Source organism: Nioella sp., from assembly GCF_964229645.1.
Classification (GTDB): domain Bacteria; phylum Pseudomonadota; class Alphaproteobacteria; order Rhodobacterales; family Rhodobacteraceae; genus Nioella.
In genome coordinates, this window is sequence record NZ_CAXREX010000094.1 from 1 (window position 1) to 15,651 (window position 15,651).

A 15,651-nucleotide genomic window follows, 5' to 3' on the forward strand; every position below is an offset into this window, starting at 1 on the left:
GGTCAGTCGGACACGGTTCTGTTGCTGCTGGCGCTTGGGGCCGACCCCTCGCTACGCACCACGCAGAGCCAATCCGCGCTTGACCTTGCCCGTGCCCATACGAACGGTCTGGGTTCCGCAGCCTCCCCGGCGTTGCGCGAAGGAATGGAGTAGCCCCAGCACAGGCACGGCCTGTCCGTTCCATTCAAGACAACTTCAAGGAAGAAAGTGGCGGAGAGACAGGGATTCGAACCCTGGAGACGGTTTCCCGCCTACACACTTTCCAGGCGTGCGCCTTCGACCACTCGGCCACCTCTCCGTGCGGACGCCGAATAGCGCAAGGGCGCGACCGGGTGCAAGGGGCATCGCGCGCATGGGCGAAAAAAAGTGCCCGGCGAGCGAATGGCGGGGGCTCAGGTGACGGGCAGGTGGCCCAGGTGGGCCGCGCAGCCTGTCAGCGCGGCATAGTCGTCCTGCACCACGGCCACCCCGAACTGTTCCATGAAGGGGCCGAACCGGCCCTTGGCGCGGAAGGCGTCGGCAAAACCGAGCGGGTCCAGCCAGGGCGTGATCGCGCGGGCCATGCCCCCGATCAGGTAAAGCCCGCCGAAAGGCAGGTGGATCAGCGCGAGATCGCCCATGACCGTGCCGAGGATCTCGATAAAGAGCCGCGCGGTTTCGGTGGCCTTCGGATCGCCCTGCGACAGGCGAGAGATGATCTCGACCCCTTCCAGGTCCTCGCCATGCAAATGACGGTGGACCCGCACGAAACCGCCGCCCGACAGCGCATCCTCGACCGCGGCAAAGCCGTGGCGCGGTTCCAGCGCGGTGGCAAGGCCGGCCATCTCGGGGGTGAGGCGGGGCATCGAGATATGCCCGCATTCCGAGGGCGGCACGAAGCGGCCTCCGACGGTGTCATAGACGGGGGCCGCATTGAACCCGGTGCCCAGCCCCACCACCAGCCGCGCCGCATGGGTCGAGGCTTCGGGCTGGGGCAGAAGGCGCGCGAGATCCGCCTCTTTCAGGTGGCCCAGGGCGTGCCCCTGTGCCTGGAGATCGTTCAGAACCGCCAGTTTCCGTGCGCCGGTGACGGCCCCAAGCCCTTCGCGGTCGACCCGCCAGTCCAGGTTCGTCATCTGCCCCACGCCGTCGCGCACCGGCCCCGCGATGGCCACGCAGGCCCCGCTGAGTTGGCCGGGCTGCATCTCGTCCATGTAGCGCGCCAGGTGGGCGTCGAGCCCGCTGACGCCGGCGTTGGAATAGCGGCGCACGGTGTCGCGCTGCACCTCGATACCGCGGGCCAGGGCGACGCGGGTGTTGGTGCCGCCGATATCAGCCACCAGAGAGATGTCCCTATGCATCGCGCAAGGTCCCCTTGTTAGCGCAACCGCTGCGCCAAGGCGTGATAGGACGCTTTGGGCGTCCGCTGCAAGGTTTCGAAATCCACATGGATCAGTCCGAAGCGTTTTTCGTAGCCGAGCGCCCATTCGTAATTGTCCAGAAGCGACCAGATGAAATAGCCCTCCAGCCGTACGCCTTCGGCGATGGCGCGGCGGCAGGCGTCGAGATGGCCGTCGATATAGGCCAGGCGTTCGGGGTCCTTGACCACGCCCTCAGACAGGACGTCATCATTGGCCATGCCGTTTTCAGTGATGAAAATGGGCAGATCGGGTACCATGTCCGAAACCCGCTTGAGGAAGCGGTAGAGCCCGTCGGGGTAGATCTCCCATCCCATCTGGGTCTTGGGCAGCGGTCCGTCTATCTCGGCCAGGGCGGGCCAGGGGCCTGGGGCCGGGGCGATGTTCTTGCGCGTGTAGTAATTCACGCCCACCCAGTCGAGCGGCTGGCCGATGGTGGCGAAATCGTCCTGCCAGCCCTGGGGCAGGTGGGGCCCGAGCCCTTCCAGCGCTTGCTCCGGGTAGCTGCCCGTGAAGATTCCCTCCAGGAAGAAGCGGTTGTAATAGGCGTCATAGGTCGCGGTGGCACGGGCGGCCTCGGGGCTGTCATCGACGGGATTGGCCCATTCCATGTTGAAGACACCACCGAGATTGCCCAAGCCAAGCCCGCGCATGACCTCGATCGAGCGGCCGTGGCTGACCAGAACGTGATGCATCGCGCGCGCGGTGGCGCGGATGTCGCGCAGGCCGGGGGCGTGGGCGCCCAGGAAATGGCTCAGGAAGCCGACGCACCAAGGCTCGTTGATCGGCGCGGCGGACCAGACCCGGTCTCCGATGCGGCGCATCACGACCTCGGTGAAATCGGCGAACCAGTCGGGCATGTCGGCGTTGCGCCAGCCCCCCTTGTCGGCCAGGGCCTGTGGCAGTTCCCAGTGATAGAGCGTCGCAGCGGGTTTCAGCCCGCGTTCCAGCATGCCGTCGACCAGACGGTCGTAGAAATCGAGTCCCTCGGCATTGGGCGTGCCCGTGCCTTCGGGCAGCACCCGCGCCCAGGAGGTCGAGAAGCGGTAGACATCGACGCCAAGCCCCGCCAGCAGGTCGAGATCCTCCTGCCAGCGATGATAATGGTCACAGGCGCGCGCACCATGTTCGGCGCGCACCACGTTGCCGGGGGTGGCGGCGAAACTGTCCCAGTGGGTCGGACCCGCGCCGCCGAAGGCGTGGCCCTCGATCTGGTAGGCCGAGGTTGCGGCCCCGAACAGGAACGTGTCGGGGAAATCTTGGCGCGTCCAGCTCATGTCTCAGCTTTCGTCGGGGGCAGGGCCGGTGGAGCTGCCAAGCATCAGCTCGGCCTCCAGCAGCCTGTGCCGCGGGGTTCTGTCGGGGTCGTCGATCAGGTCGAGCAGCATGGCGGCGGCAATGCGGCCCGCCTCGCGCACCGAGGACCGGGTGGCGGTGAAGATCGGCACGTCGCGCCCGTTGCCCAGGTAGCTCAACTCGTCGTCATGGGTGATGACACTGACATCGCGTCCCATCTTGAGCCCGGCCTCCTCGATGGCGCGGCGCACGCCGATGGCCGAGATCAGCGACGAGACCAGGAAGGCCGTCGGGGCAGGGGTCATCGCCAGCATTTCGCGCGCCGAGGCATAGCCGTGATGTTCGGTCATCTCGTCGCTGCGGATCCAGGCCGGGTTGGCCGCGAGGCCGCGATCGGCCAGCGCTTTTTCAAAGCCCTGGCGGCGGCGCATGGCGAAGTCCATGTCCTCAAGGCCATTGATCAGGGCGATCCGGCGATGGCCCAGGTCAAGCAGCAGTTCGGTCGCGCGAGCGAAGGCGCGGCGGTTGTTCACGTCGACCCAGGAATAATCCCGGTCCTCGGCAGAGGCGCGACCATGCACGACGAAGGGCATGCCAAGCGACTCGAGCAGCTTGATCCGCCGTTCATCGGCCCGCGGGCCATGGATGACGATTCCATCGACGCTCTTGCGTTGCGCAAGCGAGCGGTAGGCCTTGTCCTCGGCATCGTCGGGCACGATTGACAGCGTCATGTCATAGCCCGAGTTGGAATAGGTTTCGCCCGCCCCGGCGATGAAGTCCGAAAAGACCGGGTTCATCATCTCGTGCGTGGTCGAGATCGGGATCACGTGACCGATCATGTTGGAGCGGCCCGTCGCCAGCCCGCGCGCCCGCAGGTTGGGGCGGTAATTGTGGCGTGCGGCGGCTTCCTCGACACGTTGGCGTGTGGCTTCACTGACCTCCGGGTAGCCGTTCAGGGCCCGGCTGACCGTCGTTTGCGACAGTCCGAGCGACTCGGCCAGCTGTTTGAGGTTCATTGCCACCCGGGGTCTCCCTTACCCAAAGCGCTTTCAATTATCACGCTAACTAGCCACCTATCGCAAGCCCTGTCAAAGGCTGATTTTCGTGCTATCTTTCGTGTTAATCGGGGTTTCACGCTTCAGATTTGTGCATTTGAACAATCTCGATTGACAGGCGAAGCGGAATCACCGATGCCTATTGGCGTGTCAAAGCGCTTTGGAAATGCGGAGACGCTTTCCACAACACTCGGCCAGGGGCCGAACTTTGGGAGGATGAAATGACCAAGACATTCTATGCCAGCGCCGCCGTGCTGGCGCTGACTGCGGGCATGGCTCAGGCCGACGGCCACATGGCCTTCGCGCCGGGCGAAGGCCCGTTCAACTGGGACAGCTACAACGCCTATGCCGATGCCGCGCCCGATCTCAGCGGCCAGTCCGTGACCATTTCCGGTCCGTGGCTGTCGCCCGAGGCGGACCGCTTCGACAACCTGCTGGCCTATTTCGAAGCCGCGACCGGCGCGGATGCGACCTATACCGGTTCCGACAGCTTCGAGCAGCAGATTGTGATCGACGCCGAGGCGGGCTCTGCCCCCAATATCGCCGTGTTCCCGCAGCCGGGCCTTGCGGCCGTGATGGCGGGCAACGGCCTGCTGACCCCGCTTGGCGACGACATGGCCGGCTGGGTCACCGACAACTTCGCCGCGGGCTCGTCCTGGGTCGATCTCGGCACCTATGCCGATGCCGATGGCAACGACCAGTTCTACGGCTTCTTCTTCAACGTGAACGTGAAGTCGCTGGTGTGGTACGTGCCCGAGAACTTCGAGGATGCGGGCTACGACGTGCCGACCACGATGGAAGAGCTCATCGCGCTGTCCGACCAGATCGTCGCCGATGGCGAAACGCCCTGGTGCATCGGCCTGGGGTCGGGGGCTGCGACCGGATGGCCGGCGACCGACTGGGTCGAGGACCTGCTGCTGCGCACGCAGCCGCCCGAGGTCTATGACGGCTGGGTCACCAACGAGATCCCCTTCACCGATGAACGCATCGTGGGCGCGATCGAAACCTTCGGCCAGTTCGCCCGTAACGACGATTACGTGATGGGCGGCGCCGGCGCGGTGGCCACCACCGATTTCCGCGACAGCCCCACTGGCATGTTCAGCTCGCCCCCGGGCTGCTACATGCACCGCCAGGCATCGTTCATCCCGGCCTTCTTCCCCGAAGGCACCGTGGTGGGCGAGGACGCGGATTTCTTCTACTTCCCGTCCTATTCCGAAGCCGACCTGGGCAACCCTGTCCTGGGTGGCGGCACGCTGATGGCCGTGACCGATCCGTCGGATGCGACCATGGCGTTCATGGAGTTCCTGCAGACCCCCTTCGCGCATGAAATCATGATGGCGCAGGGCGGCTTCCTGACCCCGCATGCGGGCGTGAACCTCGACGCCTACGAGACCGACACGCTGCGCGGCCAGGGCGAGATCTTGCTTGGGGCCACCACCTTCCGCTTCGACGGGTCGGACCTGATGCCGGGCGCAATCGGTGCCGGCACCTTCTGGACCGGCATGGTCGATTACGCCGGTGGCGCCGATGCGGCCGACGTGGCGGCTGCGATCCAGGAAAGCTGGGACGCGCTGAACTGATCGGCAGGACCATCCTGTCATGACAACCGGGTCGGCCCTTGCGGGGGCCGATCCGCCACCGGGGACGCGCGGTTTGACAGGGACTGCCTGAATGAAGGCGCCCGGACCGGCTGTCCCGATCGCTCAGGGGGGAGGGGCTCATGAACCCGGCATTGCAGGGGCTTATCACGATCATCGTCGGTGTCGGCGGCTGTATCGGATACTTCTACTTCTCGAACCAGTTTCTCGATCGCGTGCTGTTCCCGCCCAAGGGGCCGAACGCCGGGCGCAACATCAACCGCGCCAATGCGATCCGTCCGTGGCTCTTCCTTTTCCCGGCCATCGCCGCGCTTGGGCTATACCTGGCCTACCCGGTGGTCGAGACCATGCGGCTGAGCCTGACCGACCGGGTGCCCGGTGGCTATGAATGGGCCGGGCTCGACAATTACCAGCAGATGTTCGCCGAGGACAAATTCTGGGAAGCGGTCACCAACAACTTTCTGTGGCTGCTGATCGTGCCGGCTCTGTCCACCGCCTTTGGGCTTCTGGCCGCGCAGCTGACCGATCGGATTAGCTGGGGCAATATTGCCAAGTCGCTGATCTTCATGCCGATGGCGATCTCCTTCGTGGGGGCTGCCGTGATCTTCAAGCTGGTCTATGACGCCCGCCCCGAGGACGTGGCCCAGATCGGTGTTCTCAACGCCATCTACCTGCAACTGGGTGGCGAAAGCCCGATCACCTGGCTGACGGTGCCGTTCTGGAACAACTTCTTCCTGATGGCGGTGCTGGTCTGGATCCAGACCGGGTTTGCCATGGTGATCCTCTCGGCCGCCCTGCGCGGCATCCCTGAGGAAACCGTCGAGGCCGCCATCGTCGACGGGGCAAACCCGTTCCAGATCTTCTTCAAGATAAAGATCCCGCAGATTTCGGGCACCATCGTCGTGGTCTGGACCACGATCACCATCGTCGTGCTCAAGGTTTTCGACATCGTCTTCGCGATGACCAATGGCCAGTGGGAGACGCAGGTTCTGGCCAATTACATGTATGACAAGCTGTTCCGCGCCAATGACTGGGGCGTGGGCTCTGCCAGCGCGATGATCATCATGCTGCTGGTGACGCCGATCCTGGTCTGGAACGTCTACAACGCGCGCAAGGAGATGCGGTGATGGACAATATCGCTGGAACCAAGTCGACCCTGACCTGGGTGGTGCATATCTCGGTGGCGCTTCTTGTGCTGCTGTGGATCTTTCCGACCGTGGGCCTTCTGGTCTCCTCCTTCCGCACGACGGAGCAGATCCGCACCTCGGGTTGGTGGGCCGCTCTGTTTCCCTCGGTTCAGAACGAGGTCTTCCGCGCCGCCGATCCTGACGAGTTCCGTTTCGAGCGGGACGGGGTCTTCGTGGTCGAGGGCAATCTCTACGTGCTGGAAGGCCGGGCAGACTCGGTCGAGGACGTGTCTGCTGTGATTTCCGTCTGGGGGACCTCCTCGCGTGCGATCGACGCCTACGAGGCCGGGGAAACCGCCGATCTGGGCGAGGGCGAAACCATGACCGTCGCGGCCAATGGCGACTATGTCTGGACGGGCAATGACGACCAGATTTCAGGCCGGGGGCAGCGGATCTTCGTGACCGCCGAAAGCCCGCCGGAATTCACCCTTGGCAACTATCGAAGCGTTCTTTTCGACCCCGAGAACCGCGAGGGCATGGCGCAGGCCTTCTTCAACACCCTGACCGTGGTGATCCCGGCCACCATCATACCGATCCTGATCGCGGCCTTCGCGGCCTATGCGCTGGCCTGGATGGATTTCCCCGGCCGGGCGCTGCTGATCGCGGGGGTGGTGGCGCTGCTGGTGGTGCCGCTTCAGCTCGCGCTCATCCCGCTATTGTCGCTGCATAACCAGATCGGCATCGGGAAAGGCTACCTGGGGGTGTGGCTGGCCCATACCGGCTTTGGCCTTCCATTGGCGATCTATCTGTTGCGCAATTACATGGTCGGGCTTCCGCGCGACATCATCGAATGCGCCAAGGTCGATGGGGCCACCGACTTCCAGATCTTCACCAAGATCATCCTGCCGCTCAGCTTCCCCGCGCTGGCCAGCTTCGCCATCTTCCCGTTCCTGTGGACCTGGAACGACCTGCTTGTCGCGATGGTGTTCCTGATCGACAGTTCGGGCGAGACCACCGTGATGACCCGCCAGATCGTCGAGCTTCTGGGCACGCGCGGCGGCGACTGGGAAATCCTGGCGACCTCGGCTTTCGTTTCCATCGCGGTGCCGCTGCTCGTCTTCTTCACAATGCAACGCTACCTCGTGCGCGGCCTTCTGGCCGGCTCGGTGAAATAAGGCTTCGAAAGACCCCATGAACCTCATGCAAGACGTTTCTTCGTCCAAGACACAGACTGTCGACAAGGACTGGTGGCGAGGCGCGGTGATCTACCAGATCTACCCGCGCAGCTACCAGGACACCAATAACGACGGCATCGGCGACCTGTCGGGGATCATTCACCGGCTGGATCATATCGCCGAGCTTGGCGCCGATGCGATCTGGATCAGCCCGTTCTTCCGCTCGCCCATGCTGGATTTCGGCTACGACGTGAGCGACTATCGCGACGTCGACCCGATGTTCGGCACGATGGGCGATTTCGACGCGCTGATTGCCCGGGCCCATGACCTGGGGCTGAAAGTGCTGATCGACCTGGTGCTGAGCCATACCTCGAACCAGCATGCCTGGTTCCAGGAAAGCCACCTGAGCCGCGACAACCCCAAGGCCGACTGGTATGTCTGGGCCGATCCCAAGCCCGATGGAAGCCCGCCCAACAACTGGCTGTCGATCTTCGGCGGCCCGGCCTGGGAATGGTGCGGCGACCGGATGCAGTATTACCTGCACAATTTCCTCAAGGAACAGCCCGACCTCAACTTCCACAATCCCGACGTGCAGGATGCGCTGCTCGACGTGGCGCGGTTCTGGCTCGACCGGGGGGTGGATGGCTTCCGGCTCGACACGATCAACTTCTACTTCCACGATCGCGAACTGCGCGACAACCCGGCGCTGGCCGAGGCCGAGCGCAATGCCACCATCGCGCCAAGCGTGAACCCCTATAACTGGCAGGATCATCTCTACGACAAGAACCAGCCGGAAAACCTCGACTTCCTGCGCCGCCTGCGCGCGCTGATGGAGGAATACCCCGCCGCGACTGCCGTGGGCGAGGTGGGGGATGCGCAATACGGGCTGGAAATCCAGGCCGCCTACACCTCTGACGGCGACAAGATGCACATGTGCTATTCGTTCGAGTTCCTGTCGGGCACAACGCCGGACGCCGCGCAGGTCAGGAAGGTGCTGACCGATTTCGAGAACGCGTCCGATGACGGATGGGCCTGTTGGGCCTTTTCCAACCATGACGTCGTGCGCCATGCCACCCGGTGGGACCTGGGCAAGGACGCGGTCAAGCTTTACGCGGCGCTTCTGATGGCACTTCGGGGCTCGGTCTGCATCTACCAGGGCGAGGAACTGGGGCTGACCGAGGCCTTCGTGCCTTTCGAGCATTTGCAGGACCCGTATGGCATTCGTTTCTGGCCCAAGTTCAAGGGCCGCGACGGATGCCGCACGCCGATGCCCTGGGTGACCGATAATGCCCATGGCGGCTTTTCCGAAGCGCAGCCCTGGCTGCCGGTGGCGGTGGAGCATCTGACCAGCTCGGTCGAGGCGCAAAAGCACCGCGATGACAGCATCATGAGCTTCTACAAGGCGATGATCGGCTTCCGGTCGACGCTGACACCGCTGCTGAAGGGGTCTCTCTCGCTGATCGAGACCACGGGCGAGGCCGTGGCCTTCATTCGCGAGCATGACGGCGCGCGGGTGCTGTGTGCATTCAACCTGTCCGGGGCCGAACAGCGTGTGACGTTGCCCGCGGGCCGCTGGACACTGGCCGAGGGATGCCCCTTCGCGCCGGAGCAGACTGACAACGAGGTGATCCTGCCACCGTATCAGGCCTATTTCGGCCTGGCGGCCGCCGACTGAGCGGCCTGGCGATCCATTTGGGGAGGAGACAGGGACGATGGCAAACTTGAAGCTGAGCAATGTCGAGAAGACCTATGGCGGCGCGGTCACGGTGCTGACCGACGTGAATCTCGACATCGACACGGGCGAGCTGATCGTCTTCGTCGGCCCGTCGGGTTGTGGCAAGTCCACGCTGTTGCGGATGATCGCGGGGCTGGAGAAGATCACCGCCGGGACGCTGGAAATCGACGGGGTGGTCGTCAATGACGTGCCTCCCTCGCAGCGCGGGATCGCGATGGTGTTCCAGTCCTACGCGCTCTATCCGCATATGACGGTCTACGACAACATGGCCTTCGCGCTGAAGATCGCGGGATCCTCCAGGGAAGAGATCGACCAGAAGGTGCGGGCCGCGGCCGACAAGCTGCAACTGACGCAATACCTGGACCGTCTGCCCAAGGCGCTTTCGGGTGGCCAGCGGCAGCGGGTGGCTATCGGCCGGTCCATCGTGCGCGACCCCAAGGTCTATTTGTTCGACGAGCCGCTGTCGAACCTTGACGCGGCGCTGCGGGTGGCCACGCGGATCGAGATTGCCAAGCTGAAAGAGCAGATGCCCGACAGCACGATGATCTACGTGACCCATGACCAGGTCGAGGCGATGACGCTGGCCAGCCGGATCGTGGTGCTGGCCAACAAGGGGATCGCGCAGGTGGGCACGCCGCTGGAGCTCTACGAACGGCCCAACAGCGAATTCGTGGCCCAGTTCATCGGCTCGCCGCAGATGAACCTGCTGGCGGGCGAGATCGTGGAAACCGGGGACCAGACCCGGCTGAAGCTGGCCGAGGGCGGTGGCACGATCCTGTCGGACTACCCCTCGCGCCCCGAGGACAAGGGTGCCCAGGTCAAGGTAGGCATCCGGCCCGAGGACATGATCAATGCAGAGGGCGAGGATTTCGCCTTCGAGGGCACGGTCGACATCACAGAGGCGCTTGGTGAGGTCACGCTGCTCTACTTCCAGCAAAGCGACCCGAGCCACGACCCGGTGATCGCGAAACTGCCCGGCGTGCATTCGGAGTTGCGCGGCAAGGGCCTGCGCGTGACGGCCCCGCCCGAGAAGGTTCATATCTTCAAGGACGGTGTTTCGCTGCACTACCGCTAACCGCTTTCCTCCCGCGCCGGTCCCCGGCGCGTTCCCCCGGCGACGCTGCGTCCTGATTGACGCGGCGTCGTCTGCTTTCGTAATTGAACGCATGTTCAGTTCAGCAGGGAGGCAGCCATGGACATCGCAAGCGCAAAGGTGATCGTGACCGGCGGGGCCAGCGGGCTCGGCGCCGCAACGGCGCGTTATCTGGCCGGGGAAGGGGCCTTGGTCACCGTGTTCGACCGGGATGCGACCAAGGGCGCTGAAATGGCAGCCTTGCCCGGCATCAGCTTTGCCGAGGTGGACGTGACCAGTGAAGACAGCGTGGCCGCCGGCGTCGCCCATGCGGTGGCCGAGATGCGCGGGATCACGGCGGTGGTGAACTGCGCCGGGATCGTGACCGGGGCCAAGACCGTGGGGTCCAAGGGGCCGTTCCCGCTCGACGCGTTCCAGCGCACCATTGACATCAACCTTGTCGGTGCCTTCAACGTGGCGCGTCTTGCCGCCGTTGAGATGTCCAAGAACGCCCCGAACGAGGATGGCGAACGCGGGGTCATCGTCAACACCGCCTCGATCGCTGCCTTCGACGGCCAGAAAGGGCAGGCGGCCTATTCCGCGTCCAAGGCCGGGGTGGCGGGCCTGTCGCTGCCGATGGCGCGCGACATGGGCACACTCGGTATCCGCGTCAACGCCATTGCGCCGGGGCTTTTCCTGACGCCGATGCTGGAAAGCCTGGGCGAAGAGATGATGGCCGAGCTTGCCAGCGACGTGATTTTCCCCCGCCGCCTGGGCAATCCGCAGGAATTTGCCCGGCTCGCGCGTTTCATGATCGAGATGCCCTATCTCAACGGTGAGACCATCCGGCTCGACGGGGCGCTGCGTCTGCCCTAGGCTGGCAAGGGATTTTCCCTTCGGACCAGTGGCATGACCCGTATCCTGACGATTACCCTCAACCCGGCCGTGGACCTTGAAACCGCCACGGCCGAATTGCGTCCCGGCCCCAAGCTGCGCTGCGATACGCCCAGGCTCGATCCCGGCGGGGGCGGCATCAACGTGTCGCGCGCCCTGCGCGAACTGGGCGGCGAAAGCATCGCCGTGGTGGCGGCCGGGGGCGGCATGGGGGTGGTTCTGGGCCAGTTGCTGGACCGCGAGGGCCTGCCGGTGCGCATGATCGACGCGCCGGGCGAGACGCGCCAGAGCCTGTCGGTGATGGAAACCGACACCGGCAAGCAGTTCCGTTTCATCTTCCCGGGTCCTGAATGGACCGCCGAACGCATCACCCGCGCCAGTGCCGAGATTGCCGAGGTCATCCCCAGGGGCGGGCTGGTCGTGCTGTCGGGCAGTCATCCTCCGGGCTTTCCCGACGATTACCCCGCCGACCTGGTGCGCCTGTGCGGCGCGCTCGGCGCGCGGGTGGTGCTCGACACGTCGGGCGCGGCCTTCCGGGCGCTTCAGGCGGGGCGGATTTCCGGGCTGGAGGTTCTCAGGCTCGACGAGGAGGAAGCGACTGAACTTGCCGGGCGCGCACTTGATGACGCGTCTGACAGTGCCGATTTTGCCGACAGCCTGCGCCGGGCGGGGGTGGCGCGCGTCGTCATCCTGGCGCGCGGGGCCGAGGGTTCGGTGCTGGTGGCGGAAAACGGGCGCTGGCTGGCCCATGCCGCCAAGGTGCCCGTGCGGTCCAAGACCGGGGCCGGTGACAGTTTCGTGGCCGGGTTCACCCTGGGTCTTTCGCGCGGCGAACCCTTGCCAGACTGCCTGCAACGGGGCGTAGCCACGGCCAGCGCGGCGGTGATGACCGAGGCGACGCGGCTTTGCGAACGCACCACCGCCGAGCGCCTGATCGCCGAATGCCCGGTCGAACCTCTCTGACCTGAAACAGAAAACCGGCCGCGAACGGCCGGTTTCCCCTGTCCCTCATTATCTTGCTGGCCGCCCCTTGGGTAGGGTGGCCTGTGGGGTCACCCGCCCCAACTGCGGACCGGGCCGCAATCCATATGGGTGAAGTTCGAGCCGGAATACCGGCCCACGCCACCTGCGCTGCAGGATTCGGCGGCGGCTGCGACCTGCCGGACCGAGCGCCCTTCGACCCGAAGGTCGGCGGCCTGTCCCTGCATGTGCAGCGAGTTGCGGGCCACGCCCGAAGAGCGCGAGCGCAGCATGGCGTTCGTTTCCGGCGAGCGGTAGCCCGACAGCAGCAGGTAGGGCTGCCGCGTTTCCAGAAGGTTGTGCGATGCTGCCATGATATCGAGCGTGCGCGGGTCGATATCGTGGGTGGCGTCGATACGCCAATCCCGCATGAAGAAGGAAATTTCCTCGATCGCCGGACGGATGTAGTCGCCGTCGATCCAGTAGACCATGTCGATGGTTTCGCCGGTCCGCGCCGAGTACATCTGCAATTTGCGAATGTCGCCCGCGCCCCGGAGAATCCCGAAAGCGTTCGCCGCGTAGGGAGCTGCTGCCACCGTCGTAGCTGCGAATGCGCCAAGGAGCGCCCGCCGCGTCATCGTCGGTTTCGTCATTTGATTGTGCCCCGTCCTTCTGCCCGTTCCGAAAATAACAGCCGCTTTTCCGCGACTTGTTACATGTCCATCCCCAGGTGTGCGTTTTATGACACAATTGAAACTTTGTTGAAAGTCTCGAGTAGGGGCCTCCCTGCCGATGCGGGGCCGTTCGGCAGAAATCCGCCAAAAAGGCGCGTTGGCCGGGGAATTTGGCCGATTCTTCGGCAGGCGTTGCATCGGGGACACTCAGCATTTGTTATCCTTCCTACCAGCTGCCCCTTTCGAAATTGTGAATGGACTCCCGTGTATTGGGCAGGTCATCAAGGGTTCACACATCCGTGATCCGTGCGCGAAACAGGTGATTCATGGCCAAAAAGCATTTCTCCGCCGCTGTTCTGCCCATTCTGGCAGTCGCAATGTCCCTTACCCTGATGGCTCCGGCCCCTGCCGCGGCCTATGTCACCGCCTTCCGACAGGCGATTGCCGAGGGCGTCGCCCAGTATGACGAGATGGCGGAGTTCTACCGCGACCGCGATTTCGCGCCGATCTGGACCGGAGAGGGCGACGCTGAACGCCGCGCGGCCCTGATCGGGGCGCTGGAAGGTGCGGCCAACCACGGGCTTCCGGCCGGGCGCTATGACCCCGAGGACCTGCGCGCCGCCTTCGCCGCCGCCAACAACCCCTATGACCGTGGCCGCGCCGAGATCATGGCCAGTGCCATGTATCTGCGCTACGCCCATGACGTGCAGTCGGGCATTCTCGATCCCGGCGAAATCGTGCGCGAGATCTTCCGCGAGTTGCCGCGCCGCGATCCCACGGATCTCCTGATGCAGCTGGTCGATGGCGATCCGTTCGAAGTGATGCGCTCGCTGCCGCCGGCCCACCCCGAATACCTGCGCCTTCAGCGCGAGATGCTGCGCCTGGAGCGGATGATCGCTGAAGGGGGCTGGGGCCCCGGCGTGAACGCCGGTCGGCTGGAGCTTGGCGACCGGGGCCAGGGCGTGGTGCAACTGCGGGACCGCCTGATCCGCATGGGCTACATGAACCGTTCCGCGACCGCCGTCTTCGATGCCGACATGGAAGCAGCCGTCCAGCGCTTCCAGACCGCGCATGGCTTGCTGGCCGATGGTGTCGCCGGATCGAGCACCATCGAGGAAATCAACATCGGCCCCGAAGCCCGCCTGCGCCAGGTCATCCTTGGCCTTGAGCGTCAGCGCTGGATGAACTGGGAAGACCCCGACCGGGGCAGCCGCCACGTGCTGGTGAACATTCCCGATTACCATGCCTACGTGGTTGACAACGAGGAGGTGAGCTTCGTCACCCGCGTCGTCGTGGGCGCTACCCCGTCGGATCGCCGCACGCCCGAGTTTTCGGACCGCATGGAGCATATGGTCATAAATCCCAGCTGGTATGTGCCGCGCTCGATCGCGATCGGGGAATATCTGCCGGCGATGCAGGAAAACCCCGGTGCGGCCGGGCATCTGGAACTGTTGCAGGGCGGCCAGGCCGTCAGCCGGGCCGGCATCGACTTTACCCAGTTCACCGCCTCGACCTTCCCCTTCGACCTGCGTCAGGGGCCGGGGCCGGGCAATGCGCTTGGCCGGGTGAAATTCATGTTCCCCAACCGCCACAACATCTATCTTCACGATACGCCCTCGCGCTCGCTCTTCGCGCGGGAAACGCGGGCCTACAGCCATGGCTGCGTGCGGGTGCACCGCCCGCTGGAGCTGGCCTATCACCTGCTGGCGCGCCAGGAAGGGGAACCGCAGAGCTTCTTCAACCGCATCCTCAACAGCGGGCAGGAGACCCAGGTCGACCTGGTGACCCAGGTCCCGGTGCACATCGTCTACTGGACGGCCTTCGTGTCGCCCGAGGGAGACGTGAATTTCCGCCGCGACATTTACGGTCGTGACCGGGCCTTGTGGAACGCCATGGAAGCGGTCGGGGTGGAACTCCGCTCGGTGGGCAGCTAAAGCTGGCTCCGCAACATCTGGCGCGGAGCAGATTCATGGCCATAACAATCGGCGAGATTGCCAAGGCTCTCGGGGCAGAGGTGTTCGGGAATGCCGATCTGGTGATCGAGAGCCTGTCCGAACCCTCGATCGCGGGGCCCAATCAGTTGGCACTGGCCATGTCGTCGCGCTACGCAGAGGGCCTGGCCGGGGGCCAGGCGCGGGCGGCGGTTCTGGGGCCGGGCATGGATTGGGCCGATTATGCGCTGGAGGCCGCTCTCGTCGTGCCGCGCCCGCGCTACGCGCTTGCGGGGCTGACGGCCGCGCTTGACCCGGGGCCCGACATCGCGCCCGGCATTCACCCCACGGCGGTGATCGACGCCAGTGCCAGCATCGGTATCGGTGCCGCCATCGGTCCGCTCGTCGTGATCGGCCGCAACGTGGTTTTGGGCGCGCGGGCGCGCATTTCAAGCCATGTGAGCATCGCGGAAGGCGCCCATGTGGGCGATGACGTGCTGCTGATGCAGGGGGTGCGCGTCGGCAGCCGGGTGCATATCGGCGATCGCGTCATCGTTCATCCGGGGGCGGTGATCGGCTCGGACGGCATGTCCTTCGTCACGCCCGAGAAATCCACCGTCGAACAGGTGCGAGAGTCCGTGGGCCAGGCCGAGGCGGTCAAGCAAAGCTGGACGCGCATCCACTCGCTCGGCTCGGTCCGGGTCGGAGACGACGTCGAGATCGGGGCCAATACCTGC

General features: G+C 64.9%; 13 protein-coding genes and 1 tRNA gene. 9 read left to right on the forward strand and 5 right to left on the reverse strand.

Going from position 1 to position 15,651, the window contains the following annotated elements; genetic code table 11:
* Positions 1-208: 208 nt before the first annotated feature.
* The 4 genes from ACEQXV_RS06395 to ACEQXV_RS06410 form a co-directional block, all read right to left on the reverse strand.
* Positions 209-298: transfer RNA gene (locus ACEQXV_RS06395), tRNA-Ser, on the reverse strand.
* A 94-nt stretch (positions 299-392) separates the two neighbouring features.
* Positions 393-1,340, reverse strand: a complete 948-nt coding sequence (locus ACEQXV_RS06400; protein ID WP_370268374.1) for an ROK family protein — start codon at positions 1,338-1,340, stop codon at positions 393-395.
* A gap of 17 nt (positions 1,341-1,357) precedes the next feature.
* A complete protein-coding gene (locus ACEQXV_RS06405; RefSeq protein ID WP_370268375.1) occupies positions 1,358-2,674 on the reverse strand; it encodes a GH1 family beta-glucosidase in 1,317 nt (438 codons plus the stop codon).
* A 3-nt stretch (positions 2,675-2,677) separates the two neighbouring features.
* Positions 2,678-3,709 carry a LacI family DNA-binding transcriptional regulator gene (locus ACEQXV_RS06410; RefSeq protein ID WP_370251849.1) on the reverse strand — a complete coding sequence of 344 codons (1,032 nt, stop codon included), beginning with the start codon at positions 3,707-3,709 and terminating at the stop codon, positions 2,678-2,680.
* 260 nt (positions 3,710-3,969) lie between these two features.
* On the opposite strand from ACEQXV_RS06410, the gene ACEQXV_RS06415 reads away from it, so the two are divergent.
* The 7 genes from ACEQXV_RS06415 to ACEQXV_RS06445 all read left to right on the forward strand — a co-directional run bounded on the left by ACEQXV_RS06415 (position 3,970) and on the right by ACEQXV_RS06445 (position 12,312).
* Positions 3,970-5,328, forward strand: a complete 1,359-nt coding sequence (locus tag ACEQXV_RS06415) for an ABC transporter substrate-binding protein (protein WP_370251848.1) — start codon at positions 3,970-3,972, stop codon at positions 5,326-5,328.
* A 140-nt stretch (positions 5,329-5,468) separates the two neighbouring features.
* Positions 5,469-6,473 carry a carbohydrate ABC transporter permease gene (locus ACEQXV_RS06420; RefSeq protein ID WP_370251847.1) on the forward strand — a complete coding sequence of 335 codons (1,005 nt, stop codon included), beginning with the start codon at positions 5,469-5,471 and terminating at the stop codon, positions 6,471-6,473.
* Positions 6,473-7,648, forward strand: coding sequence for a carbohydrate ABC transporter permease (locus ACEQXV_RS06425; RefSeq protein WP_370268377.1), 1,176 nt, complete (start codon positions 6,473-6,475; stop codon positions 7,646-7,648). Before ACEQXV_RS06420 ends, ACEQXV_RS06425 begins: the two co-directional genes overlap by 1 nt.
* Before the next feature lie 16 nt (positions 7,649-7,664).
* A complete protein-coding gene (locus ACEQXV_RS06430) occupies positions 7,665-9,323 on the forward strand; it encodes an alpha-glucosidase family protein (RefSeq protein ID WP_370251844.1) in 1,659 nt (552 codons plus the stop codon).
* Positions 9,324-9,360: 37 nt separating this feature from the next.
* On the forward strand, positions 9,361-10,458 hold the full coding sequence (locus tag ACEQXV_RS06435; protein ID WP_370268378.1) for an ABC transporter ATP-binding protein: 1,098 nt from the start codon (positions 9,361-9,363) through the stop codon (positions 10,456-10,458).
* 117 nt (positions 10,459-10,575) lie between these two features.
* Entirely contained in the window at positions 10,576-11,331 is a 756-nt protein-coding gene (locus ACEQXV_RS06440; protein ID WP_370251841.1) for an SDR family NAD(P)-dependent oxidoreductase, read from the forward strand.
* Between the two features lie 33 nt (positions 11,332-11,364).
* Positions 11,365-12,312, forward strand: a complete 948-nt coding sequence (locus tag ACEQXV_RS06445) for a 1-phosphofructokinase family hexose kinase (RefSeq protein ID WP_370268379.1) — start codon at positions 11,365-11,367, stop codon at positions 12,310-12,312.
* A gap of 89 nt (positions 12,313-12,401) precedes the next feature.
* Here ACEQXV_RS06445 and ACEQXV_RS06450 read toward each other — a convergent pair whose 3' ends face one another.
* The gene (locus ACEQXV_RS06450) at positions 12,402-12,962 is read right to left on the reverse strand and encodes a YcbK family protein (RefSeq protein ID WP_370251839.1); all 561 of its coding nucleotides are present in this window, start codon (positions 12,960-12,962) and stop codon (positions 12,402-12,404) included.
* Between the two features lie 398 nt (positions 12,963-13,360).
* Between ACEQXV_RS06450 and ACEQXV_RS06455 the strand changes: the two genes are divergently transcribed.
* Positions 13,361-14,917 (forward strand): murein L,D-transpeptidase, encoded by a 1,557-nt coding sequence (locus ACEQXV_RS06455; protein ID WP_370268381.1) that lies wholly within the window; start codon positions 13,361-13,363, stop codon positions 14,915-14,917.
* A gap of 35 nt (positions 14,918-14,952) precedes the next feature.
* Positions 14,953-15,651 (forward strand): LpxD N-terminal domain-containing protein (locus tag ACEQXV_RS06460; protein ID WP_370268383.1); only part of this gene is annotated, 699 nt, incomplete at its 3' end.